Raw genomic sequence first — 26,568 nt, 5'->3', positions numbered from 1 at the left:
ATGAAACTTTTTAACAATTTCTTAACAAGTATTTATTGTGGAAAAGATCTTAACCAAAATACAGCACTCAGGAATGTTTATGCAGAAATTGCACTGAATTGATGCATCTTAAATAAAATTACTCAAAAAAGGTAGCACCTTATACGATTTTAACTATGATCTCACCTTAACCTCATAAGTATCGAAATCGTTACATAAACAGTAACTAAACCTGCTTGACAAATTCTCAAAATGCAAAAGATTACAACTTTTTCACAACTAAGCACAACTTGAGTTAACTCGATAGACTTAGATTTTGCCACTCATTGAGTAGCAGATGATTCACCTGGAAAGGCTCTTGAATACGAGAAATCAGGCAAAAACAAGTATACGTACTTTTAGACCCAGTAATCAAAAGACTACCGGTTAATTGATATTTGGCAACTACCGTCCACAGTTCTCCATTCTTCGTAAAGAGTTAGTTCATGACAGACACAGTAACTACCACCAAAACCAACCTCAACAAGTTCGAGAAACTCAAAGCTGAAAAAGATGGGCTTGCTGTCAAGAAGGAGATAGAAAAATTTGCCTCTCTAGGCTGGGAAGCAATGGACATAAACGACCGCGACCATCGCCTCAAGTGGATGGGTGTATTTTTTCGCCCAGTCACCCCTGGCAAGTTTATGATGCGGATGCGGTTACCTAATGGTATTCTCAGTAGCGCTCAGTTGCGTGCTTTAGCGACAATCTTGCAACGTTACGGAGATGATGGTAGTGCTGATATTACTACCAGACAAAATATCCAACTCCGGGGCATCAGAATAGAGGATTTACCAGATATCTTTGCTAAATTTGAAGCAGTTGGTTTAACTAGCATCCAATCAGGGATGGATAACATCCGTAATATCACGGGTGACCCTGTGGCTGGGTTAGATGCAGATGAATTATTCGATACCAGAGAATTGGTGCAGCAAATTCAAGATATGTTCACCAATCAAGGTCAAGGAAATCCAGAATTTAGCAACTTACCACGAAAATTTAATATCGCCATCACAGGTGGTCGTGACAATTCAGTTCATGCAGAAATCAACGATTTAGCTTTCGTTCCAGCCTTGAAAGATTACCCATCCTCAATCCTTGGCTTTAACGTCCTAGTGGGTGGCTTTTTTTCAGCTAAACGCTGCGAGGCAGCCATTCCCCTCAATGCTTGGGTGTCTCCAGAAGATGTGGTAACTGTGTGTAGAGCGATTTTAGAAGTTTATCGTGACCACGGTTTACGCGCTAATCGTCTTAAATCTCGCCTCATGTGGCTAATTGATGAATGGGGCATAGAAAAATTCCGTTCAGAAGTAGAAAAGCGTTTGGGTAAAACACTGTTACCTGCAGCTGCCAAAGACGAAATTGACTGGGAAAAACGTGACCACATTGGTGTATATAAACAGAAACAACTAGGATTAAACTACGTAGGCTTACATATTCCTGTTGGTCGGCTATATGCCAAAGATATGTTTGAAATTGCCAATATGGCAGAAGTTTACGGTAGTAGTGAAATTCGGTTGACAGTTGAGCAAAACCTGATCATTCCCAATATTCCTGATTCGCGTTTAGCAACATTTTTAACAGAACCTCTACTACAGAGGTTCACAATTAACCCTGATTTGTTGACCAGATCCCTTGTTTCTTGCACAGGCGCACAGTTTTGTAACTTTGCTCTCATAGAAACCAAAAACCGCGCTTTGGAAATGGTTCAAGCCTTAGAAGCTGAGTTGACCCTCACTCGTCCAGTACGAATTCATTGGACGGGTTGTCCTAATTCCTGTGGACAGCCTCAAGTTGCAGATATCGGCTTGATGGGGACCAAAACTAGTAAAAATGGTAAAGCCGTAGAAGGGGTAGACATCTATATGGGTGGCAAAGTTGGCAAAGATCCACATCTGGGAAGCCGCCTACACAAAGGTATACCCTGCGAAGATTTACAGCCTGTATTGCGAGATTTACTTGTTCATCACTTTGGTGCAAAACCCCATAATTAATATTTCAATATTTCCTCATTCCTTATTCTTCAAAACTAAGCAAATGGCAAACTTTCCCAGAAGACAATTTCTTTTCACCGCAGGTGCAGCAGCAGCAGTTTCTATCTTGGCTCATGGTTGTTCTAATAACTCTCCATCAGCAACCACAAACCCTGCTACTGAAGTTTCCGCTAACGCACCAGCAGTAGAAACCAGCAAAGCGAAGTTAGGATTTATCGCCTTAACTGATGCTGCTCCGTTAATTATCGCTAAAGAAAAAGGCTTTTTTGCTAAGTACGGCATGACTAATGTCGATGTCATCAAGCAAACATCCTGGCCTGTGACCCGTGACAACTTGGCAATTGGTTCAAGCGGTGGTGGAATTGATGGCGCACACATCCTGACTCCCATGCCCTACTTAATGACCATCAGCAAAATTGTACCAATGTATATTTTGGCACGATTAAATGTCAATGGTCAGGGTATTTCTCTTGCTAATAAGTTTAAAGAGTTTAATGTGCAGTTAGACAGCAAAGCTTTGAAAGCAGCAGCATCTAAAGCCAAAAGCGACCAAAAGCCTTTGAAATTTGGTATGACCTTTCCTGGTGGGACACACGATTTATGGATGCGCTACTGGTTAGCTGCTGGTGGTATCAATCCTGACCAAGATGTAGTTCTATCCCCTGTACCACCACCACAAATGGTAGCCAATATGAAAGTTAACACTATTGATTCTTTCTGCGTGGGAGAACCTTGGAACGCACAATTGGTAAACCAAGAAATTGGTTATTCGGCCTTAGTTACAGGTGAATTGTGGAATAATCATCCAGAAAAAGCCTTTGCTATGCGGCAAGATTGGGTTAACCAAAATCCCAACGCTGCACAGGCACTGTTAATGGCAATTATTGAAGCACAACAATGGTGCGACAAATTAGAGAATACTGAAGAAATGTGTAAAATCTGCTCAGGACGTAAATACTTTAACGTTGCAGTTGCCGATATTCTTGATAGGTTCAAAGGCAATATTGATTATGGCGACGGACGCAAAAAAGAAAACTTTGCATATCGGATGAAATTCTGGGCAGATAATGCTTCATATCCTTATCAGAGTCATGATATTTGGTTCTTAACCGAAAATATTCGTTGGGGCTATTTGCCCAAGGATCTAAAAATCCAGGAAATTGTTAACGAGGTGAATAAAGAAGACTTGTGGAAACAAGCAGCTAAAGCAGTGAATGTGCCTGATTATGAAATTCCTAGCAATACTTCTCGTGGGATTGAGACTTTCTTTGATGGTGTTAAGTTTGATCCAGAAAAGCCACAAGAATATTTGAATAGTTTGAAAATCAAGAAAGTTTAATCTGTACTAAATAGTGAATTGTTTTTTAGTTAACTAAATCAAAGGGTGAGGCAAAAAAATGGCAGCTATTATGGGGAGTCGCTGGAACAGCAAAAAGTCGCAGCAGGCTATTAGTAAATTAATTAGAGAAAAAGTGTTACCGCCATTAGTTGCATTAGGTGTTTTTCTAGTAATTTGGGAATCATTGGTTTTGATACCTAGTTTTGAACTACCTGGACCAATCAAAACCTTAAATGACACTTTTGACCCGTTTATCATTCATCCATTTTTTGATAATGGCGAAACAGATAAAGGTCTAGGTTGGCAAATCATCAGTAGCTTAGAACGGGTTGGTATCGGATTTTCTTTAGCCGCTATTGTTGGTATTATTATCGGCATTATAGTGGGTGCTAATCGCTTTTTATATAATGCTGTTGACCCTATTTTTCAGGTGTTGCGTACTGTACCGCCCCTGGCATGGCTGCCAATTTCACTAGCAGCATTTCAACAAGCTAATCCTTCGGCTATTTTTGTGATTTTTATTACTTCTATTTGGCCGATTATTATCAACACCACAGTTGGTGTACAACAAATTCCCCAAGACTATGTAAACGTAGCTAGGGTGTTACGTTTAAGAGGGGCAAAATATTTTATCAAAATTGTCTTTCCCTCGACAATTCCGTACATATTTACCGGGTTAAGAATTGGCATTGGGTTATCTTGGTTAGCGATTGTTGCCGCAGAAATGTTAGTTGGTGGTGTCGGTATTGGTTCATTTATTTGGAATGCTTACAACACTACTACAGACACAAATTTAAGTGAAATTATCATCGCTTTAATATATGTCGGTTTGGTTGGCTTGCTGCTAGATAAAATAGTTACTTTCATCGCTAGCAAAGTTGTAGCAGAACAAAGGTAGAAATTTATAACTGTAAATAAACTGCCAAGAAGACTTCTCCCCAATAGGAATTAAAAATTACGAATTACGAATTAAATATGACTACTTTTGTTGAAATTGATCATATTGACCGTGTTTTTGATTTACCCAGTGGTGGCAAGTATATTGCTCTCAAAAATATTCAATTAAAGATTAAACAAGGAGAATTTATTTCTTTAATTGGACATTCAGGCTGTGGCAAATCCACCCTGCTAAACATTATTGCAGGTTTAGATAAAGCCAGTATTGGGGGTGTGACCTTAGAAGGGCGAGAAATTAGAGATCCTAGTCCGGATAGAATGGTGGTGTTTCAAAACTACTCATTGCTGCCTTGGTTAACAGTTAGGGAAAATATTGCCCTGGCTGTGGACCAAGTGTATCACAATCAAGCACAAGCTCAACGCCGGAGCATTGTGGAAGAACATATTGACATGGTGGGACTGCGGCTAGCGGTGAATAAACGTCCTCATGAATTATCTGGGGGGATGAAACAACGAGTAGCCATCGCCCGGGCTTTAGCCACTCGTCCTAAATTGTTGCTGCTAGATGAACCCTTTGGGGCGCTGGATGCGTTGACAAGGGGAGGTTTGCAAGCACAATTAATGAAAATTTGTAACGAACATAACGTTACTTGTGTGATGGTGACACATGATGTGGACGAAGCGCTTTTGTTGAGCGATCGCGTGGTTATGCTCACCAATGGTCCAGAAGCACATATTGGGCAAATTCTTCAAGTACCAATTCCGCGTCCCCGCGAACGTTTAGAAGTGGTCAAACATCCCAACTATTATCATTTGCGGAACGAAATCATTTATTTTCTCAACCAACAAAAGGAAGCCAAAAAACGCAAGGCACAACAAATCCCTGTCTCAGTGGGCATATCTGACCGGCGCTTGGAAAAGGTGAATTTAGATCTTGGCTTTATGCCTTTAACTGATGCTGCACCGTTAATTATTGCCTATGAAAAAGGTTTCTTTGCCAAATATGGCTTAGAAAAGGTGACCCTTACTCGCGCTTCTAACTGGAACGAAATTGCTAAAAATGTTGCTACTGGTAAATTGGATGCTGCCCAAATGCTGGCGGGAATGCCTTTAGCTATGACTTTAGGCGCTGGTGGTAAAACACCTATTTGCATAGTTAATGCTTTAAATCTTTCCCGCAATGCTAATGCTATCATCCTCAGCAAAAAGTTATACACTCAAGGAGTGAGAAACCCTGCTGATCTCAAAGCAGTAATCAACGGTGCTCCTGATCAAATCATTACCTTGGGAGTGGTACATCCCACATCAATGCAGAACTTAATTCTGCGTTACTGGCTGGCGGCCGGGGGGATAAATCCTGATAACGATGTTAGCTTAAGCATCATTCCACCGACAGAAATGGTGAACCAACTCAAAGCCGGTAATATTGATGGTTACTGTGCGGGTGAACCTTGGAATTATATGTCTGTGCATAAAAACTTAGGCTTTGTGGCGGCGACGGCTTTAGAAATTTGGTCAGGACAGCCGAAAAAAGTTTTAGGAGTAAGGGAAGATTGGGCACACCAGTACCCCAACACTTATCAAGCTTTGATTAAGGCATTGTTAGAAGCTTGTCGATACTGTGATGAACTCCGCAACCGGGAAGAAATTCTTAATTTAATTTGCCTTCCCGAATATCTAAATGTCAATCCAGTATATGTGCGTCCTGGTTTCATCGGTCCTTATGAGCGCGGTAACGGTACAAAAGCGGAAGAAATGACCACATACAACCAATTTTATCTGAATAAAACCAACTATCCCAACCGGACAGAAGTTTTATGGATGGCGACTCAACTAGCGCGTTGGGACTTAGTAGCATTTCCTAAAAATTGGCTACAAATCATTGAAAGAGTGTGTCGTACAGATTTATTTGGTGCGGCGGCAAGAGATTTAGGCTTACTAGATATTGGTTGGGATGACCCTATTCATTTGTTCGATGGCAAAATTTTTAACCCTTCCGAGCCAATAGAATATCTCAATAGTTTAGAAATTAAACGAGAACTTCGCATTGCCGAGATATTAATTCACTGATATCTCACGCCCAGTCGGAAAGACGCAAAAGCAGACTTGTAAACAATTACAAAAGCCTCTTTCTTCACTTCTCAGTGCTCTCTGTATCTCTGCGGTTCGTTTAACAAAAACTTCCTTTTCATCGTCAAATTAATTATTACCCAAACTTGAACTATACTATGCAACTAATTAACACAAATACTCAAATCAATAAATTACCCAACTCGAAAGCAGATAACTTTTTAGTAATTGATGGTGTCAGTAAAATTTACCCAACTCCTCAGGGTCCCTACACTGTAATTGATGGTGTTGACCTGAAAGTGAGTGAAGGTGAATTTATTTGCTTAATTGGTCACTCTGGGTGCGGTAAATCAACTCTTTTAAATATGGTGTCTGGGTTTAACACTCCTACGGATGGTGTAGTGCTACTACAAGATCAACCAGTAACTGGACCTGGACCTGACAGAATGATGGTATTTCAAAATTACTGTTTGCTGCCTTGGTTGAGCGTGTTTGATAATGTTTATCTAGCTGTCGATTGTGTATTTCCTACAAAAACCACAGCCGAAAAACGAGCCATTGTTAAAGAACATTTAGCAATGGTGGGATTAACAGAAGCGGCTGAGAAAAAACCAAAACAAATTTCTGGGGGAATGAAACAACGAGTAGCCATCGCCCGCGCCCTCTCTATTCGTCCACAAATGTTAATTCTTGATGAACCTTTTGGCGCTTTAGATGCTATTACTAAGGAAGAATTACAAGAAGAATTAGTGCAAATTTGGCAAGAACATCAAGTCACTGTTTTGATGATTACTCATGACATTGATGAGGCGCTATTTTTGGCAGACCGACTGGTAATGATGACTAATGGTCCCGCAGCTAAAATTGGCGAAATCGTTAATATTCCCTTCTCCCGTCCCCGCAACCGTCGTCTGATTATGGAAGACCCACAATACTATGATTTGCGAAACTATGCTTTAGATTTCTTGTTTAGTCGTTACGCTCATCCTGAAGATTGATTAGTCATTGGTCATTGGTCATTGGGAAGTTAGTTTCTTTCTTAACTGCTTCCTAATACTAATCTCTAGTCTCTATTAAATAACTATGAGTGCATTTACTAAAACTCTTTGTCCTTATTGTGGTGTGGGCTGTGGACTGGAAGTTTCCCCGCCAGCGCAAGTGGCAAAAGCAACTAATCAAGATAATCAAGGAAATCCTATTTGGCGGGTACGGGGTGATAAAGCTCATCCATCGAGTCAGGGGATGGTTTGTGTTAAGGGTGCCACTGTTGCGGAATCTTTAGATAAAAATAGATTACATTACCCAATGATGCGAGATTCTTTAGAGCAAGAGTTTCGTCGGGTGAGTTGGGATGAAGCTTTGGAGAAAATTACTCAACGTATTCAATTGGTACGCAGCATCCAAGGCGCTGATGCCATTTGTATGTATGGTTCTGGTCAGTTTCTCACTGAAGATTACTATGTAGCCCAAAAACTGCTGAAGGGTTGTTTGGGTTGTAATAATTTTGATGCTAATTCCCGCTTGTGTATGTCTAGCGCCGTGTCTGGATATGTGCAAAGTTTTGGCTCGGATGGACCTCCTTGCTGTTATGAAGATTTGGAATTAACTGATTGTGCATTCTTAATTGGTAGTAATGCTGCGGAATGTCACCCCATCATTTTTAATAGGTTAGCAAAATATCATAAGAAAAATTCCCACGTGAAAATGATTGTTGTAGATCCTCGGCGCACACCTACTGCGGAGGCTGCTGATTTACATTTGGCTATTCGTCCGGGGACTGATATTGATTTGATGAATGGTATCGCTCATTTGTTGATGCGTTGGCAGTATATTGATGTCGGTTTTATTGATGATTGCACTAGCAATTTTTCAGAGTATGCTGAGGTCATTCGTCATTACCCTCCGGACGTTGCGGCTCGTCAATGTGGTATTAGCGTTGAAGATTTAGAAACCGCAGCTAAATATTGGGGTGAATCTGAACGTGTGCTTTCTTTGTGGTCAATGGGTGTTAATCAATCAACTGAGGGTACAGCTAAGGTCAGAACAATCATTAATTTACATTTGATGACTGGACAAATTGGTAAACCAGGAAATGGGCCTTTTTCTCTCACGGGTCAGCCGAATGCAATGGGTGGAAGGGAAGCCGGGGGTTTGGCTCATTTATTACCTGGTTATCGCTCGGTGAAAAATCCCCAACACCGAGCTGAAATTGAGGATTTTTGGAAACTAAAACCTGGTCAGATTTCTCCCTATCCTGGTCTTACTGCTGGGGATATGATTACTGGTTTGGAAAATGGTTCTGTGGGTTTGCTGTGGATTGCGGCTACTAATCCGGCTGTGAGTATGCCAGATTTGGAAAGAACCAAGAAGGCTTTAATGCGATCGCCTTTCACAATTTACCAAGATGCTTATTTCCCTACGGAAACTTCTGCTTATGCTCACGTTGTTCTTCCTGCGGCTCAGTGGGGTGAGAAAACTGGGGTGATGACTAATTCGGAAAGAAGAGTGAGTTTGTGTCGTGCTTTTCGTCAACCTCCCCAGGAAGCAAGGGCGGATTGGGAAATTTTTGCTGAGGTTGGTTGCAGGTTGGGTTTTGAGAAACAATTTACTTTTAGTAATTCTTCTCAAGTTTATGCGGAGTTTGTGAAGTTAACAGGCCATCGCCCTTGTGATATGACTGGTATGAGTCACGAACAATTACAAATCCAAGGCCCTACTCAATGGCCTTATCCTCAGGTGAGGTCTGGAAAGTCTAATTTTTCTTCTCAGCGCCTTTACACTGATTTACGCTTCCACACTCCAGACGGACGAGCGCGATTTGGAGCTTACTTTTCTCGGGGTTTGGCTGAACCTCCTGATCCTGATTATCCCTTTGTTTTGACTACTGGGCGACTTTACGGACATTGGCACACCCAAACTCGCACCGGGCGAATTGAAAAGTTACGCACTATGCACCCGGAACCTTTTATGGAAATTAATCCCCGAGATGCTGGGGCTTTGGGTATTGGTGACCATCAGTTGGTGAAGGTGCGATCGCGTCGTGGTCAAGCTTTCTTTCCTGCTAAAATTACTCAAGCCATCGCACCCGGTACAGTATTTATTCCTATGCATTGGGGTGCTTTATGGGCAGATCATGCTGAAGCTAATAGCCTTACCCACGGCGAGTGTTGTCCTGATTCTCTGCAACCAGAATTAAAAGCTTGCGCTGTACAGCTAACCCCATTCAATCCAGAGTTGATAGAAAAAGAAGGTGTTTTGCAAACCTCCTATCACTCTGTTATGCCCTAGGTTTCTTCTTCCATCTGGGTCATTCCGGCCCTTACTCTTGAGAGTCAGCTAATTTACCCCATTTATCCCCCCGGGAAACTGAAACCTGATGTTGAGACTCCAACCAACGTTCAGCGTCAATAGCCGCCATACAGCCAGTTCCTACAGCAGTGGCGGCTTGTCTATACACATAGTCTTGAGCATCACCACTAGCAAACACACCAGGAATATTTGTATGTGTTGAACCACAAAGAGTACGAATATATCCTTTACTGTCCATATCCAGCCATCCCTGGAAAATTTTTGTATTTGGCCGATAACCGATAGCCACAAATAAACCTGCTATGGGTAGCGTATATATCTCTTGAGTTTCTATATTTTTCAGGAGTACTGCCTCTACTTCGTTTTCTCCTAAAATATCTTCCACCAATGTATTCCAAATAAAGCCGATCTTTTCTTTGGCAAAAGCACGCGCCTGTAAAATTTTGGCAGCACGCAATCTGTCCCGTCGGTGAATGACATAAACTTTGGCACAAAACCGCGTTAAGAAAATCGCATCTTCTATTGCTGTATCCCCACCTCCGACAATTGCAACTTCCCGTCCTCGAAAAAAAGCTGCATCACAGGTAGCACAGGATGACACACCATGACCCAATAGCCTTTTTTCGTTATCTAATCCCAGGTAGTTAGGACTAGCACCAGTAGCAACAATCACAGCATCAGCGAGCAAGGTCTTTTCATGATCAAAGAAGAGCTGAAATGGTCGTTGTGAAAAATCTACAGATGTAATCATGCCATAACGCAACTCTGCACCAAAGCGAGATGCTTGTGCTTCAAAATGCTGCATCAATTCAGGGCCAAGAATTCCATTGACAAAACCCGGATAATTTTCCACCTCTGTGGTTGTGGCTAGTTGACCCCCCGGTTCTGGCCCCCTAATTACCAGTGGGTTGAGGTTAGCCCTTGCAGCATAAATAGCACCTGTTAATCCTGCTGAACCAGCACCGATAATAATTACTTGACGATGCTCGGAATTGACAACATTCATTTTTAGTTTTCTCTCTCAACACCTTTGAGAGTAAGTAAATTTGAACTTTATTCTTTAAGGGTCACCGTTCCAAACTATCAATACTCAACGGGCTTTCCCTCCCTCCTTTGCAAGAGTATCTAATATCCGTATGGGGTACTTCACACTACCTAATATGCACCTAGAGAATGATGCTAATTACTAGATGGAGTAACCACGATGGAAATAATAAAGCATCATGAGGTAAAATTTTATGTTTTTACCCCCAGGGTTTGGTGAGAAATGTGTCATGACCACATTAGGCAGAGTGGTTTATTACGCTCCTGTTGGGAAACCGTGGTCTAATTTGACTATTGAAGCATCAAGCAATTGCGCCGATGGCAGTGCCCAAGGCAATGGCACTTTAGTATTCCTACACGCTTTTGGTGGTGGGTCTTCTGCTTACGAGTGGTCTAAAGTTTATCCAGCGTTTGCCGTAGACTACCACATTATTGCACCAGATTTAATTGGTTGGGGAAGGTCTGACCATCCAGCCCGTAATTATCGAATTGAGGATTATATTCGCAACATCATTGAATTTGTAGAAAAAACCTGCAATTTCCCCATAACTGCCATTGCTTCTGGGTTAACAGCCGCTTTTGCTATTTGCGCCGCCATTGAGCGTCCAGATTTGTTTAAGTCTTTAATTTTAACCACGCCAGCAGGCTTGGCAGAATTTGGACAAGATTACAGTCGTAGCATGGCCGCTCAGGTAGTTAAAGTCCCCGTTTTTGACCGCTTATTATATTTGTCTGGAGTTGCTAGCGGTTTTGGAATTCGCAGTTTCTTGGAACAACGCCAATTTGCTCGTGCTTCACGGGTTTATCCTGAAATTGTCCAGGCTTATCAACAATCTGCTCAACAGTTTAATGCAGAGTACGCAGCTTTGGCTTTTGTTCGTGGAGATTTAGCTTTTGATTTATCCCAATATATTACTCGGCTGACTGTGCCCACTGCAATCATCTGGGGACAAAAATCAGAATATACCGGGCCAGATGTCGGTGGACGCTTGGCGGAAATGAACCCACAAGCAGTTCGGATTTTCTGTCATCTCGAGGATGTAGGCTTGACTCCCCAACTAGAACTTCCTGGTGTCACCATTGGACTAATTCGTAAGTTTTTACCTTTACTAGAGTCAAAACAGTCTGAAAGTGCCACTGTTAATGGAGCAGGTACCATTTCTATTTCGGTATAACTTTAAATAAAGCTTAAAAACGATTATTTATGTTGGGCATGACTGAGAAACTAAGTTTGTTACACAACATTCTAGCTCTTTGTTTGCCCAAATCCTGAGAAGTGGTTTAAACCTTTTTTAACCCCTCCGCTCCTATTGTCTGTACTTTGACTTGGTGGTGGGTATTTTTTTGACGACAATTATTTTTAGATGGCCTCCATATATTAAAATATGACATCTGATTTTGAAATTTAACATTTAGCGACCAGAGCTTTGGGAGCGATGTTAAGTCACGAAAGCCCCTCAATCTGATGCGGTGAGCGTAAGTCCAACGGGAAAAACCAAGACAACCAAGTAGAGTAATTCTTGGCATCCCTATTTCTCTATAGGGTGGGAACGATGTCAAAGTTCTACGCTGTTAGCCACTGTGTATGGTTTGATGTCTATATGGCAATTATTTTTGGATGATTTGCCACCACGCTTATTATATACTGGTGATTACCTGTTTATATTAATAGCTAATACCCAAGAATTGATATAGTTTCCATCTTCTGATAATTATAGTAAATGAAACATCTACTCAGAAAAATCGGCAAATTTGCTAAGGACGAAGGTTTTATGCACCTCATAGAAAATTTTGAGGTGCTTGTGTCTAAGCTGTTGTCAGTAGCAATGGTAATTGTAGTTATAGTTGCTATATTTGATTTAATATTTTACCTCATTAATGAACTATTTACTAGTCCTTATTTAAGGTTCAATCAAACATTATTTACGATTTTTGGCTTATTTTTAAATGTTTTAATTGCTTTGGAAATATTAGAAAATATCACTGCCTATCTGAGAAAACACGTTGTTCAAGTTGAGTTAGTCATTGTTACTGCTTTAATTGCAGTAGGGCGTAAAATTATTATTCTTGATTTAGGAAAAACAAATGGTGTTGATGTCATTGGTTTAGGAGTTGCAGTCTTAGCTTTATCCATTAGTTATTGGATTATTCGTAGCAGTAATATCAGACATTAATTACAGCGTTAGACCCAAATCTTCCATCAGCTTGTATTGAACTTATTTTATGACATATTTTTTTGCATTTGAAGCAGATTTTGTAGATTCCCTACGCTGTATACCTATGCAGGTGCGCCACAAGTTAGATACATGTGGTATTAAGTTGAAATTATCTGGTTGGCATCAAATGAGTCAAGATGAGCGTTCAGCTTTAGTAGAATTACCTTGTAGGACGGTAACGGAAATTCAAGCTTACCAAGACTATGTCCAGCAGCTAATTTTTGAACGCACGGGTAGCCCAGCTGCAAAACTACCCATCGAACCTGCTCCTTTATGGATGGATTCTGGAAGTGTGCCAGCTAGTGTCCAGGAAAAAGCTCAAGAAATGGATTTTACCCTGACGTTGCAACAGTGGGCTGCTTTAACTCCCCTACAACGTTTTGCTTTGATCAAACTCAGCAGTCCAGGACATGAAAATAAAAACTTTTCTAGGGCAATAGCAGAATTTCATCTCCTGGCATGATTATATTTTATTGGTTAGCAAAAAACTAAAGAATGTTACCGAAGTTACAATTTAAGCAATATGTGAGGACATCAAAACATGGCTGCGAAAAAAATTTTGATGCTTGTTGGCGACTATGTAGAAGACTAGGAAGTGATGGTTCCTTTCCAGGCTTTGCAAATGGTGGGACACACTGTTGATGCTGTTTGCCCAAACAAGAAAGCTGGTGACCAAGTGCGAACAGCAGTTCATGATTTTGAAGGTGACCAGACTTACAGTTAAAAACCTGGTCATAACTTTACGTTAAATGCCACATTTGTAGAAGTAGAAGTTGCAACCTATGATGCTTTAGTGATTCCTGGAGGACGAGCGCCAGAATATATCCGCTTGAATGAACGAGTGTTAGAAATAACTCGTTATTTTGCCCAAGGTAATAAGCCTATTGCTGCCATTTGCCAGGGTTTACAAATATTGGCCGCGGCTGATGTCTTGCAAGGTAAGGTCTGTACTAGTTACCATGCTTGTAGCCCAGACATTCGTACTGCTGGCGGTGTGTACGTAAATATTTCTGTTGATGAAGCAATAGTTGATGGTAACTTGGTGACAGATCCGGCTTGGCCAGCTCATCCCCGGTGGTTAGCAGAATTTTTGCAAGTATTGGGAACAAAGGTTGAACATCCAGAGTTGACTACCTTCAGATAAAGAATCAATGTTTCTGCAAGTACAGCATCCAATTGATTAACTCATCAACTAGAATATTTCTAATGCTGTATCTCCACAAAAGTTTATATAGAATTAGAAAATCGTCAGCAGTAAAAAGTAATTGTACAGATGTTCAATTGAAGTAAATGTGGCATATACTACTGTTATTTAATTAATTAGAGTGTCTTGATTTTGCTGTGACTTGTCAGAAATATCAGACTATAGACTCTAACTAATATGAGTGATTGGTAAAGCAGAAGATTTTTTTTGCTATCTAGAATACTTGTCACTCTTAAGTTAGGTAAGTTTATTAAATTCTGAATGAGCAAATTTTAAATTTGTTGGCTGTAAGTAAAGCTATAGTGTATTTAGCAATGCTGCTGTTGGTGTGGCTCAGGTTAAGTCCTAATGCCAGAGTATTTTTGATGAATTTGTTTGTAAAGAAACTCTAACTCGATGACAGGCAAAAACACAAGACATAATGCATTCCTGCGGCTAGTGTCTGGTAATGCAGCATCTTTTGGCTCAGAATCTCGGTACTCGCTGCTAACTAGTAAGGAGGTAGTAATTGGACGCGACCCCACTTGCCAAGTTGTCTTGGATGCTATGAAATATCGCATGGTATCTCGCCGTCATGCTGTGGTTCGTCCCCTCTCCTCATCGAAGGATGGCCAATTTACCTGGATAGTTTGTGATTTAAATAGCGCCAATGGCACTTTTTTAAATGGAAAATGCTTGACTGAATGTCAGGAATTGCATGCAGGCGATCGCATTTCTATGGGTTCTGATGGGCCGCAATTTATTTTTGAGTATGACTTAATTTCTCAGCCCACAGTGGCGACAAAACAAATCAAACCGCTACCATCAGCTTCTAAAAATAATGGTCATACTCATTTAAAACAGCCGGATTCAGTGAGTTTTACCCAACTGTTTCCGATTATTTCTACTGGTAAGGATTTAACTCGTAAAGCTTACCTAATACCAGGAATACTGACTGTGATATTTGTAGTGTTAATGTTTGCCACAGTCGGTCACCCCCAAGCAAATCAAGTGATAGTGGCAACTTACATAGCATCAGCTGCTTACTATTTTGTTTACCAACTTTGCGGTAAAGAGAAACCTTGGTGGGTGCTAGTGGGAACAGCATTGAGTACAACCTTGATTTTGCTCAGTCCTTTGTTGAATTTTCTTATCTTCCTATTTCGGGTGATTTTACCCGGTAATTTACCTGCACCTAACGAACCTACTACGTTCACAGAATTGCTGGTAAGAATGTTCTTTGGTGCAGGGTTGATGGAGGAATTACTCAAGGCGTTACCTTTAATCGGCGCATATTTCATCGGTCGCAGTTTAACTTCTCCTTGGCGGGAACGCATCGGCATTTGGGAGCCTTTGGATGGTATTCTTTTGGGCACGGCTTCAGCTATAGGCTTTACTTTGTTGGAAACTTTGGGACAATATGTGCCACAAATTACTCAACAGGTGGGGATAGGGGCTGCTGGTCAATTGGCAGGGTTTCAATTGCTCATTCCACGCATTTTAGGATCTGTAGCTGGACATATGGCTTACAGTGGCTATTTGGGGTATTTTATCGGGTTGGCTGTGCTCAAGCCTCGGATGAGTTGGCAGATTCTCTCGATTGGTTATCTGAGTGCTTCGGCGTTGCACGCTTTATGGAATGCTATAGGATCTATTAATGCTTTACTGTTAGTTGTAGTTGGTGTTGTATCTTATGCCTTCTTGATGGCAGCAATCCTCAAAGCACGGGTATTGTCACCAACGCGATCGCAAAATTTTGCTACCCGGTTTATCGCCCCTAAATAAGGGATGTTGCTGATTTGAGGTATGAATCGGATTTTGGATCATGTGAAAATTCTCGTAGAGACGTTAAACAAGCGTCTCTACATATATTTATACTTTTTATACTTTGTTGCAAAGCTGTTTTAAATTTTACCAAAATCTCAAGGGACACTATTTAAGGGATGGAAATTTTGTTCTCTATCTGGCGATAGATGAAAGTGATCTGGAAAGCAATCTATGGTTATACTATGCTCGCCAAAGCAAAGGCTTTGTAATTTTAAACAAGCTTAAGCTTGGGATGGCAGCAAAGGTGAAACATTCTGGTCAGTCTTGGGAGTAAAAGCTGTTTAATTGCCTGAAAGCATAGTCAGCTATTGCTACACTAATCTTTGCTTGCTCAACTTCTGATAGTGTTACCCAATCTAGATTTTTAACTTTATTCATAATCGAGGTGACATCTTGGGGTTCGCTACTACGCATAGCATGGGCAAAGGGACGCGTCAAAACAAACAGATCATCTATATCCCAAGCAGGCAATACAGATTGAACACACTGCGCTAATTGCTCGCTCATGGACTTTTGTTTGCCAAAAATCTCACTGGCTTTTTTAGCCATGGCGTTGAGCCAGTTTTGGGGTACAGTGTGCCCAAAAGCTGAATTTAAAGATAGTTGCAAACGCTCGACACCTGATAGATTTGGATCGATTTTGCAATTTGAGTTACTTACTGCTTGAGACCAAAGGCTATCTAATTTTTCATAAAACTCTGGGGATTTTGCAGTTATTACCTCGTCTAACCAATCCTCCTTGGCAAACTTTCGTTCTAATTCACTAAAATAAGCTTCAGATTCAACACTAGCGGGATTCCAAGGATAGGTGCCATCCTCTGGTTTGAGTAAAGTCTCTAACAATTCTAATTCTATCTGAGATTTTAAGGTGAAAAAACTATCTGAGCCGTTAATGTCATTATTCATTTGTTGCTTCCTGGTGAATTATTTACCAATATTGACAGATACAACTGCGCCAATTATATTTCCGCAAAACACCTAGTCTTATCGAAAAAATACTTAACTTTATCGAAATTAGAAAATAAGTTATTTTAACTCTTAGTATTAAATTTACTCACTTTCTTAGGAGTAATTAATGATTGACAAAAATACAAAAAAAGTTGTCTTGACCTTTTGTGTACCCAATGACTAAGTGTCTTCAATAATGAACTGCCAAATCTTACCTCGAGAACTGCCAAACTTTAATTGCATTCCCGATTGTAGGATCACTTCCCCGCGGAGAATTTGTTGCCACCCATTAGCGCCTAAGCACCAAGTTGTACCGTAGGTAGAACAATCTTGCAGATAATAAGTTCTGATAGCGGTTTTACCAGTTACGGTAATGCGGCAGAGAATTTCGGCGTGACGTTTAGAAACAGAAGGTTCTGGTATGACAATATCATTGTCTTTTGTACGGCCGATGCGGGTGACTCCAGGTTGTAGTAGCCAAGTTTGTTCTCCTGATGAAAGCGATCGCAAACAAGCTCTGGGAGCCTGGTAGTCGAAGTTGGGGATGATAGTATTTGGTAATTCCGTAATTCCTTCATCAAAACTTTTAATCAGTTCACCGTCAAAATCTGGATGTAGATAAAGAACAGGTAAAGTCCAGGCAATTTGATTAAATTTATATATTGTTAAGAGTTCTTGTCTAGCTTCTGCAACTGCTTCATCAATTGACTTGCGCCCTCGCAAAGCTTTGGTAAAAGCTTGAATAAAACTGTGGCTTTCGTGGTCTGCAATTTGATCACGCATTGCCAAAACCGCAGGTACACCATGACGGATTAACACTTCTGCCAAACTGCTGGCGGGAACGGCTTGGTGATTAATAGCGGCGGGTTGTGCCCCCCAACAAGCGTTAAAAACTGCTAATTTGAGACCATTCCGGGTTAATACCTGTGCTAATTCTATACCATTAAGAGTCATCGCCGGACGCAAAAAGAATAATCCTCCATCTGGCCCTGGTAATCCATGACCAGCGTAAAAGAAAACGTTATATACGGCGGTTTCTAACTCTTGAATCAATTCTTGTGGTGTAGGTTGCAGGAGTGTTTTTACTGTACAGGGTGCGGACCCATGAGAATTGCTACTGGCAATAATTTTTTCTAAGATAGCGGCTTCTTTTGCTAATTGCAGATTTTCATCATGTCCTAAAACCAACAATATGTTTACAGCCTGATTGGTTCGCAAATCAGGTAGGGGTTCAACTTCACTGGTAGTGCGACTAAATAGCAAATCCGGCGAGAGGGACATAGCCGATTGACCCGGTTCGCGTTGCATAATTTCCCAAGGCAAGGCAATTAGATCCGGGTCACGAATTTCTAATCGAAAACGCAAGCGTGTATACTGTCCCATAGCTATGCCCCGACTACGTTCCAGGCTACCAAGAATTGGCCCATTGAATATCCAGCGCCAGAGATGAATACCTAAGTATTGCATGAGACGACTACTGTAACCAGTTGTCTGTCCTGTAGCAGATGAAGCTAAATTGATAGAAAGTAGGTGAACTGACTGGGGCTTTAAATCTGGAGAAATATATAGACAACTGTGGCCAGCAAACATTTGCTGCCATTCTTGCCACACTTGAGTAAGTTCCTCTGGCCAAACACAGTCATGTAAAACATAACCACTGGGATAGGGAGCTTTGACCACCCAAATGGCGAAGTTATTTGTGCCAGTGTTGATGAGACGGGCGATCGCCAAGTTCAGGGATGGCATGGATTCACTAAACTAAGTAAGGAGAAACAACAAGAATAACAATTACTTGTTGGTAATTTTTTTATTTAATTATTACCTGTATTATTTCAGATTTTTAGAAGTTTAACGAGTGTTTAACTGAGTTTGGTTGGAATCTATCAGTTGATTTGGTACCCTTGTGGGGTTGGAAATAGGGGGACAAGGATTTTCTGGGTTTGGTGGTAAGACGGAAACTTTAACTTTTTCCAGTTTAGACAATTCTACCCAGAAGTTTTGATCTCCTGGACTTGTGGTCTTTGCAGTACAAAGTCGCAAGTGTACTAATAAGTCTTGAGATTTCTGTTGAGGGTTGGGTTTCGTGTCAATTACTTGTAATAAACGGTTTATGGGCAAAGTTTTTTGATTCTCACCAGTAATTTCCCGCTCCGTTTTAATTACCCACCCAGGGGCGAGGTCTTTCAGTGATCGCTCTAGCACTGGATTACTGGCAGTTGGTTGTTCTCGCCATTGCATCATTAAGTATCCCCCTGAACCAGCTAAGATCACCAACAAGAAGGGAACTATTAAATGGAAAGGCAGTTTATTGATTGTGGTGGGCCGAGTTTCGGGCATGACTTTCGTTTTTTGGTTATTGTTACCGTCTAGTAATGTTGATGTTAATGCTGTGGTTGTAGTATTTGCAGATATGAGAGCAGAAATATCGGGGATGACTGCTGTTATGGTTGATTTTGGTTCATAATATTCGATTTTATAGTGTATTAAAGCCAACGTGACATTATCATGTCCGTTTTTGGTATTAGCTAGTTCCACCAATTTATCAGCGACTTGGACTATATCATCTTCCCCGGTCAGAATTGGTAATATTTCTGTTTCCCAATAATCTTCTATCCGGTCAAAATCACTTAATCCATCGGATGTGAGTAAAAAAATGGCATCTTCATCAAGGATAAACCTTTGGGAACTGGGATGTAATGAGTGACTAGGACTCATTCCTAAAGCTTGTACAAGAGATCCAGCACCACCTTGTTGCACGGCTTCACGATAGATAGCATAGCCGAGTCGGACTTCACGAGAGGCGACATCATCATCAAGGGTAACTTGGTAACAGCCTTGCCGTGTAATCCAGTAGGCGCGACTATCTCCGACGTGAGTAATGTACATTTGGTGGGCAATAGTCAATGCCATGACTACGGTTGTGCCCATACGTTGACGGGCTTGACGATTTTCGTTGTCGTTGCGTTGGCTAATTTTGTCGTTGGCAATTGCTACTGCACGATCTAAATCAGCCAGGACGAGTGCAGGTTCTATGTGTTGATCAAGAAGTATTGTTAGTTCTTGTACCTGCTGATGAATTGTTTCAATAGCTAAATTAGAGGCGACGTTGCCTCCTTGGTGCCCGCCAATGCCATCACAGACAATAGCTAAACATTCAGTGACCTGTGGTGGTTTGCTAACAACCGTGCCACTGGCGGGATAACAAGCATCTTCATTACGTTGACGACTAGGACCTGTGTCTGTTTTCGTGACAATTTTAATACTGGTAGTTTGTGAGCGTGCCAATGTTGCCAGTCCTTGATCTAAAACTGCAATGAGGACTTCTGGAGAATTAATTTTGCCTTCAATAAGCAAGTTACTGATTTGGTGAACAAATTCCGCTATGGCTGGTTTGGAGTCTAATTGCAATGTTTGCCAAAATTTACCTAAATCGGGTAAGTCTGGGGATTTGGGAGTGTCAGAACGTAATTCTAACAACCGGACTAATGATCCTTCTACGCGCACTATATGAGGGTCTATTAAGCTAATAGCCACACCTTCCGTTTGCAAGGGTTGCCACAAATTAGCCATCTGCCATAGCCAATTAAGTTGACGCATTGATGTAGCATTGCGCCAAGCAATATTTAACTGACTACATAGCTGCACTTGTAGTCCTGAACTATCTGTGGACAAAGGTGGCTGTTCTAGAAGTAATATTTCTCGCGGATAGTCCCCCTGAGTTAGAGGAAGTATTCCATATACCTGTGGTACGTTTAATCTATAAGCAATTAGTCTGAGATATGGTTTAATCCCCTTGAAATTACCTATATCAGGTGATTGAGGTAATAATCCTGGTTTTCTATCTAAAACAACACATTGACTAATTACTAAATAGCGATCGGCTAAGACATCTCCAGGGCTACCCACACTCAGACCATCTCCTACAGCCCAGAGGTAACGTCTGGGTAGAGGTGTGGAGCATCGCTGGCAAAATTTGTGATACAAGGGGTTGGCAGCCAGACAAGCTTCATTGGGGCAGTAGAGCGTTGCCGCATCATTTTCCATAGTGTTCGCGGTGATCAGCGATTGGCAGTTTTTAAGTGCAATTTAAGTGCAATATTGGTAGCGGTAATTGAGACCGCTAATTTTTTTTGAATTTGACATATCCGATTTTGCATCACAATTATAGCTGGCAATTACCAGCAGATGTTAATCATCAATTTACCTATGCCAATAACTTACTCCTTACTTCATTATCTAGTAAAGATGTGAACTACTCCAACTATAGCTTCAGCTTAGTTGGAGCTTCTGTACTCACAGGGGAGTGCCTCAAATGAGACTTTCGCCCCATCTTTGGTCTTACCTCCCCTCCTACAGCAGAGACGGCTGAACCATCCGCCTTCAGTATCCTGATTCCCTCTGTTCTGATGTTTTGGGCTGCGTTGCCGTCGCTATCATGGTGAGTGCCACAGTGAGGACAAGTCCACTCTCTGACATCTAGTGGCATTTTACTCACTTGATAGAAACAATGAGAACAGATCTGGGAACTGGGGAAGAACCTCTCAATTTCTACCAACTTCCCACCCTGACGCTCTAACTTGTAGGCTAAAAAGTTAATGAACATCCCCCATGCACAATCAGATATTGCTTTGGCCAAATTTTGATTACGAACCATGCCTTTGACATGAAGATTCTCCACGATGACAGCTTGACTATCGCTGACCAACTTATGACTCAGTTTATGTAGAAAATCTTGCCTAGAGTTACTAATCCGTTCGTACACTTTGGCAACCAGTTGAGCATACTTGTTTCTGGAATTACTTCCTTTTTGTTTACGTGCTAATTTCTTTTGTTTGCGCTTGAGGTTTTTCTCGTGCTTGGCTATATGTTGAGGATTTTCATATTTAGAAGTCTTTTCACCGTCGGTGACAACAGCAAAATGTTTAAGTCCTAAGTCAAGACCATAAATTTTTCCTTCTGTCGCAGTCGGGTGTTCACCTTCTACTTCAGTCAAGATAGATGCTAAATATTTCCCTGACGGAGTTTTGCTAATGGTGACAGTCTTAATTTTCCCTTCTATGGGTCTATGTATTTTGGCTTTGACTATGCCGATATTCCCTGGAAGTTTAACATTACCATCGACAATCCTGACATTCTGAGGATACTGAATTGACTGTTTTCCATGCTTGGATTTGAATTTCGGAAACCCAGCACGTTGATCAAAAAAGTTTTTATATGCAGTGGTGAGATGGAGTGTTGTAGCTTGTAAAACTTGGCTATAACAGTCAGCTAACCATTGTGTATCTTTTTCTTTTTTGAGCTTTGGTAGTAGTGCATTGAGTGCTAGTTGCCCTAGTCCTTTACCTGTCTCTTTGTAAGACTCAATCGACTTATTGAGAGCGTAATTCCACCACCAGCGAGAACAGCCAAAGGTCCGTGCCAATAGTGTTTGTTGCTCTTGATTTGGATATAGACGAACTTGAACGACTTTCCGTAGCACTCAATATCACCTCCTCGATGGGAATATATTAGTACGAGGTAAGCTTTCTAGTAAAGTATCCAGACAAAATATTTGGCAGTTGCTGATGTATCCCACTCACTAACCAAAGAGCGGTTGATATTGTTGGGAGATAGAATCGTTATTGCCCGACTGATATCCCCACTTAACATTTTTATAGGTGGGGATATCAGTCGGTCTTGTTAAAAATGCCAAATATCAAAAATAGCCAATTGCTAATTTCCCAACAACTAGCAATTAGCTATTTATAAGTAAGCGATGAGCAGTTTTCTAAGTGAGTGCTTCAGCACCACCAACAACCTCTAGCAGTTCTTGGGTGATAGCGGCTTGTCTGGCTTTGTTGTACGACAAGGAGAGAGTTTTAATCAATTCACCAGCGTTGTCACTGGCGTTGTTCATAGCTGTCATTCGTGCTGCTAGTTCACTAGCGGCTGATTCTTGTAATGCCCGCAATAGCTGATTACTCAAATATAGGGGTAGTAAAGAATCAAGAATTTGCACAGGGTCCTGCTCAAAAATCATGTCTCGGGGCAAAGGACGGACTGTGGTGGTGACTTTTTGCCGTTCTACTTCAAATTGACCGCCACGGGTTGTGAGGCGGAAAATTTCATCATCGGCTGCTTCTAGACCTTGAGGATCTAAAGGCAGCAGAGTTTGCACTACGGGACGTGAGCTAACTAAGGAGACGAATCTGGTATAGATTAACTCAATTCGATCTACGCTTTCCGAAAGGAACAGGGAAAGGAGTTGATCGGCGATTTCGTTAGCCTCTGCGGCGGTGGGAATTTGCTCTAAGCCCGTGTAGGTGCCGTCAATGGGTTGTTCACGACGTTGGAAATACTGGATGGCTTTACGTCCTACCAGTACGTATTTGTAATTTACGCCTTCTGCTTGTAATTCTTTGGCGCGATTTTCTGCACGACGGATAACGTTGGTGTTGTAGCCGCCACACAAACCTCTATCGCCGGCAATTACTAACAGTCCAACTGTTTTAAGTTCCCGTTGTTTGAGTAGTGGTAAGTCTACATCTTCAAACCGCAGACGAGTTTGCAAACCATACAGCACTTGTGCCAGGCGATCAGCAAAGGGACGGGTGGCAGTTACCTGTTCTTGGGCGCGACGTACCCTAGCAGCTGCCACGAGGCGCATGGCTTCTGTAATTTTTTTGGTGTTTTTGACCGACTGAATGCGATCGCGTATTGCTTTGAGATTGGGCATATTCTTAAGTTCTCGGTGCCTAGTCAGTAGTCAAACGTCAACAGTCAATAGCCATTTTGTGTTTTCCAATGACTAATGACTAATGACTAATAACTAATTACGCTGTTGCTTGGAAGGTTTTTTTGTATTCTACGAGTGCTTCCTTCAAAGCTTTTTCTTCTTCCTCACCCAGTACTTTTTTGGTTTGTACTGCCTCGGTGTATTCAGGTTTGCCAGTTTTTAAGTATTCCCGCAGCCCTTTGGTGAAGCTGGTTACTTTTTCTACAGCTATGTCATCTAAGTAACCGTTAATACCAGCATATAAGATTGCTACTTGCTCATACACTGCCAGAGGTTGATTTTGTGGCTGCTTGAGTAGTTCGCGTAATCTTTGACCGCGTGCCAATTGGTCTTGAGTGGCTTTATCTAAGTCAGAAGCAAATTGTGCGAAGGCTTGCAGGTCGTCAAATTGTGCCAGTTCTAGTTTTACCTTACCGGCAACTTTTTTCATGGCTTTGGTTTGCGCGGCCGAACCCACGCGAGATACCGAAATACCGGGGTTTACTGCGGGACGAATACCGGAGTTGAACAGGTCAGAAGAAAGGAAGATTTGACCGTCGGTGATGGAAATTACATTGGTGGGGATGTAAGCTGAAACGTCACCTGCTTGGGTTTCGATGATGGGTAAGGCGGTCATGCTACCTTTACCCAATTCATCACTTAATTTAGCTGCGCGTTCCAACAAACGGGAGTGGATGTAGAATACATCTCCAGGATATGCTTCCCGTCCGGGTGGACGACGTAGCAGCAAGGACATTTGACGATAAGCTTGGGCTTGCTTGGAAAGGTCATCATAGACCACCAAGGTAGCTTTGCCTTTGTACATGAAGTACTCAGCGATGGTTGCTCCGGTGTAGGGAGCTAGGAATTGTAGTGTAGCTGGGTCACTGGCGTTAGCGGCGACGACTATGGTGTAGTCCATAGCGCCTTTTTCTTGTAAGGTTTGGACTACGTTAGCAACGGTGGATGCTTTTTGACCGATGGCTACGTATACACAAATTACATCTTCGGATTTTTGGTTGATGATTGTGTCAATAGCAATGGCGGTTTTGCCGGTTTGACGGTCACCAATGATCAATTCCCGTTGACCACGACCGATGGGAATCATGGAGTCAATAGCTGTAATACCGGTTTGCATCGGTTCGTGTACAGAGCGACGAGCGATGATACCGGGGGCTGGGGATTCAATCAAACGAGTGTCGGTGGTTTTAATTTCTCCCTTACCATCTAGGGGACGAGCCAAGGCATCAACCACGCGTCCAATTAAGGCTTCACCAACGGAAACTTGGGCAATTCTACCAGTAGCGGTAACAGAGCTACCTTCTTGAATATTTAGACCTTGACCCATGAGCACAGCGCCCACGTTATCTTCTTCTAAGTTTTGGAGAATGCCTACTGTACCATCTTCAAACTCTACAAGTTCCCCGGCCATAGCCTTTTCTAGACCGTAGATCCGGGCAATACCGTCACCTACTTGAAGAACTGTACCAACGTTAGCAACTTTGACTTCTTGGTCGTATTGCTCGATTTGCTGTTGAATAATGCTGCTGATTTCGTCAGGTCTAATGGAAATACTCATGTGTCTATGTTTTTTTTGCTTTCGAGACGGAAGAGGTAATCTCTGAAGATGAGGGAATCAGCAAGGTGTTTTCCCTGATTCTTCAATTATTTCGTCGTCTGCCAAGTCACCTTGCCTAGAATCAGCACAGCAAGGAAACTCTGGCAGGATTGCCGTTACGAATTACTGGTTAAGCGCAGGGAAAGGCGGCGCAACTGACCGCGTAAACTAGCATCAATTACTTGGGAGCCGACTTTAATCACCACACCACCAATTAACTCGCCATCTATTTTAGTTTCCAGTTCCACCAGGCGAGCTTTGGTGATAGCGAGAACTTTTTCCACCACAGCTTGACGTTGAGCTTCTGAAAGGGGAACTGCTGAAGTCACTTCCGCTAATACGGTTTGATTCAGCTGGCGCAACAAAGCTAGGTATTGTTGTAAGACCGGTTCTAGAAAAACGATGCGCCGTTTATCTACCAGCAACAACAAAAAATTGCGTAGGTAAGGGTTACCACTTTCAGCCAATATTTGTCTGATGACGGCTTTTTTGTCCTCACCTTTAATAAAGGGGTTGGCGATAAAGTTCTGTAGATCCTGATTTGCTGACAGCAGGCCTAACAGAACCCGTGCATCTTCGCCAAACTCTTCTGTCAAGTTTTTTGATTGCGCGAGGGACAACAGTGCTTGTGCGTAAGGCACAGCTATTTCTGCTGTTGCTATGTTACTTGTCATACCTCGCCTCCGAGTTGTGCGATGCTGCGTTCAATTAAAATTTGTTGAGCATCGGCGGCTATGCCGCTTTTCAGTTCCAATTCCACTTTTTGCAATGCCTGAGCAACTACACTCTGCCGCAATTTTGCGATCGCTTTATCCAGGTCTGCATTTAAGTCAGCAGCACCGGCTGCTTGCAAGCGTTCAATATCTACAGCCGCTTGAGCTAGGATAGCTTGGCGTGCAGCTTGGGCATTTTCTTGTGCTGCTGTTTTGATTCTTTCCGCTTCTGCAGTAGCTTGTTCTAGCTTTTGCTGTGCTTCTTTGAGTTGCTGTGCAGCTTGAGCCGCACGTTGCTCTGCATTCTTTATTGCTGTTTCGATAGTATCCCGGCGAGTTTTCAGGGTATTACCCAGAACTTTCCGCCCAAAAACTAACAGCACAGTAATAATAATGGACAGGTTGATCAGGTTGGTGTCAAATATATTTGTATTTAGACTAAAACCACCATGTCCGGCTTCTTCTGCCAAGTCACTTGCGACGGCGCTGGCTTCCGCCATCAACAGTAAAAAAGTCCCCATCATTTTTCATCCACAACTGCGCTGCCAAGGATTAACACGACCCACGCCTGCAACAACTGTTACTTGGTGTTACTTAGCGAGTGCGTCTTCACAATGTCACCTAATGATTCCACTTAA

General features: G+C 41.9%; 19 protein-coding genes and 1 pseudogene. 11 read left to right on the top strand and 9 right to left on the bottom strand.

The window, feature by feature from the left end; genetic code table 11:
- Window positions 1-464 precede the first annotated feature (464 nt).
- From NWP25_RS04070 to NWP25_RS04045, 6 genes are all read left to right on the top strand, one after another.
- Window positions 465-2,012: a ferredoxin--nitrite reductase gene (locus tag NWP25_RS04070; RefSeq protein WP_280656801.1), complete on the top strand. Its 1,548-nt coding sequence runs from the start codon at window positions 465-467 to the stop codon at window positions 2,010-2,012.
- 43 nt (window positions 2,013-2,055) lie between these two features.
- Complete coding sequence (locus tag NWP25_RS04065; RefSeq protein WP_280649610.1) at window positions 2,056-3,351, top strand: CmpA/NrtA family ABC transporter substrate-binding protein; 1,296 nt, start codon at window positions 2,056-2,058, stop codon at window positions 3,349-3,351.
- Window positions 3,352-3,409: 58 nt separating this feature from the next.
- Complete coding sequence (ntrB, locus tag NWP25_RS04060) at window positions 3,410-4,249, top strand: nitrate ABC transporter permease (protein WP_280649609.1); 840 nt, start codon at window positions 3,410-3,412, stop codon at window positions 4,247-4,249.
- 77 nt (window positions 4,250-4,326) lie between these two features.
- A complete protein-coding gene (locus NWP25_RS04055; RefSeq protein WP_280649608.1) occupies window positions 4,327-6,318 on the top strand; it encodes an ABC transporter ATP-binding/substrate-binding protein in 1,992 nt (663 codons plus the stop codon).
- 158 nt (window positions 6,319-6,476) lie between these two features.
- Window positions 6,477-7,316 carry a nitrate ABC transporter ATP-binding protein gene (locus NWP25_RS04050; protein ID WP_280649607.1) on the top strand — a complete coding sequence of 280 codons (840 nt, stop codon included), beginning with the start codon at window positions 6,477-6,479 and terminating at the stop codon, window positions 7,314-7,316.
- Window positions 7,317-7,401: 85 nt separating this feature from the next.
- The gene (locus NWP25_RS04045) at window positions 7,402-9,606 is read left to right on the top strand and encodes a molybdopterin oxidoreductase family protein (RefSeq protein ID WP_280649606.1); all 2,205 of its coding nucleotides are present in this window, start codon (window positions 7,402-7,404) and stop codon (window positions 9,604-9,606) included.
- Window positions 9,607-9,637: 31 nt separating this feature from the next.
- On the opposite strand, the gene trxB is transcribed toward NWP25_RS04045, so the two are convergent.
- Window positions 9,638-10,633, bottom strand: coding sequence for a thioredoxin-disulfide reductase (gene trxB, locus NWP25_RS04040; protein WP_280649605.1), 996 nt, complete (start codon window positions 10,631-10,633; stop codon window positions 9,638-9,640).
- A 232-nt stretch (window positions 10,634-10,865) separates the two neighbouring features.
- On the opposite strand from trxB, the gene NWP25_RS04035 reads away from it, so the two are divergent.
- The 5 genes and pseudogenes from NWP25_RS04035 (at window position 10,866) to NWP25_RS04015 (ending at window position 15,855) form a co-directional block, all read left to right on the top strand.
- Window positions 10,866-11,846, top strand: a complete 981-nt coding sequence (locus NWP25_RS04035; protein WP_280698909.1) for an alpha/beta fold hydrolase — start codon at window positions 10,866-10,868, stop codon at window positions 11,844-11,846.
- A gap of 546 nt (window positions 11,847-12,392) precedes the next feature.
- The gene (locus tag NWP25_RS04030) at window positions 12,393-12,845 is read left to right on the top strand and encodes a phosphate-starvation-inducible PsiE family protein (protein ID WP_280649603.1); all 453 of its coding nucleotides are present in this window, start codon (window positions 12,393-12,395) and stop codon (window positions 12,843-12,845) included.
- A gap of 49 nt (window positions 12,846-12,894) precedes the next feature.
- The gene (locus NWP25_RS04025; RefSeq protein WP_280649602.1) at window positions 12,895-13,350 is read left to right on the top strand and encodes a nitrate reductase associated protein; all 456 of its coding nucleotides are present in this window, start codon (window positions 12,895-12,897) and stop codon (window positions 13,348-13,350) included.
- A 135-nt stretch (window positions 13,351-13,485) separates the two neighbouring features.
- Window positions 13,486-14,031, top strand: a pseudogene (locus NWP25_RS04020) (DJ-1/PfpI family protein).
- Window positions 14,032-14,487: 456 nt separating this feature from the next.
- Entirely contained in the window at window positions 14,488-15,855 is a 1,368-nt protein-coding gene (locus NWP25_RS04015) for a PrsW family glutamic-type intramembrane protease (protein WP_280649601.1), read from the top strand.
- Between the two features lie 300 nt (window positions 15,856-16,155).
- On the opposite strand, the gene NWP25_RS04010 is transcribed toward NWP25_RS04015, so the two are convergent.
- From NWP25_RS04010 to NWP25_RS03975, 8 genes are all read right to left on the bottom strand, one after another.
- Window positions 16,156-16,803 carry a hypothetical protein gene (locus tag NWP25_RS04010; RefSeq protein ID WP_280649600.1) on the bottom strand — a complete coding sequence of 216 codons (648 nt, stop codon included), beginning with the start codon at window positions 16,801-16,803 and terminating at the stop codon, window positions 16,156-16,158.
- A 222-nt stretch (window positions 16,804-17,025) separates the two neighbouring features.
- Complete coding sequence (locus tag NWP25_RS04005; RefSeq protein ID WP_280698907.1) at window positions 17,026-18,591, bottom strand: CHAT domain-containing protein; 1,566 nt, start codon at window positions 18,589-18,591, stop codon at window positions 17,026-17,028.
- 102 nt (window positions 18,592-18,693) lie between these two features.
- Window positions 18,694-20,889, bottom strand: a complete 2,196-nt coding sequence (locus NWP25_RS04000; RefSeq protein WP_280649598.1) for a PP2C family protein-serine/threonine phosphatase — start codon at window positions 20,887-20,889, stop codon at window positions 18,694-18,696.
- A gap of 217 nt (window positions 20,890-21,106) precedes the next feature.
- Window positions 21,107-22,324 (bottom strand): RNA-guided endonuclease InsQ/TnpB family protein, encoded by a 1,218-nt coding sequence (locus tag NWP25_RS03995; protein ID WP_280649597.1) that lies wholly within the window; start codon window positions 22,322-22,324, stop codon window positions 21,107-21,109.
- Window positions 22,325-22,612: 288 nt separating this feature from the next.
- Window positions 22,613-23,560 (bottom strand): F0F1 ATP synthase subunit gamma, encoded by a 948-nt coding sequence (locus tag NWP25_RS03990; RefSeq protein WP_280649596.1) that lies wholly within the window; start codon window positions 23,558-23,560, stop codon window positions 22,613-22,615.
- Between the two features lie 97 nt (window positions 23,561-23,657).
- The gene (gene atpA, locus NWP25_RS03985) at window positions 23,658-25,178 is read right to left on the bottom strand and encodes a F0F1 ATP synthase subunit alpha (protein WP_280649595.1); all 1,521 of its coding nucleotides are present in this window, start codon (window positions 25,176-25,178) and stop codon (window positions 23,658-23,660) included.
- A 155-nt stretch (window positions 25,179-25,333) separates the two neighbouring features.
- A complete protein-coding gene (gene atpH, locus NWP25_RS03980; RefSeq protein WP_280649594.1) occupies window positions 25,334-25,891 on the bottom strand; it encodes an ATP synthase F1 subunit delta in 558 nt (185 codons plus the stop codon).
- Entirely contained in the window at window positions 25,888-26,451 is a 564-nt protein-coding gene (locus NWP25_RS03975; protein WP_280649634.1) for a F0F1 ATP synthase subunit B, read from the bottom strand. The genes atpH and NWP25_RS03975 overlap by 4 nt, the downstream gene beginning before the upstream one ends.
- Window positions 26,452-26,568 lie beyond the last annotated feature (117 nt).

This window comes from Umezakia ovalisporum Ak1311 (genome assembly GCF_029891685.1).
Classification (GTDB): Bacteria; Cyanobacteriota; Cyanobacteriia; order Cyanobacteriales; family Nostocaceae; genus Umezakia; species Umezakia ovalisporum.
This window is presented reverse-complemented; position numbering and strand designations above follow the sequence as displayed.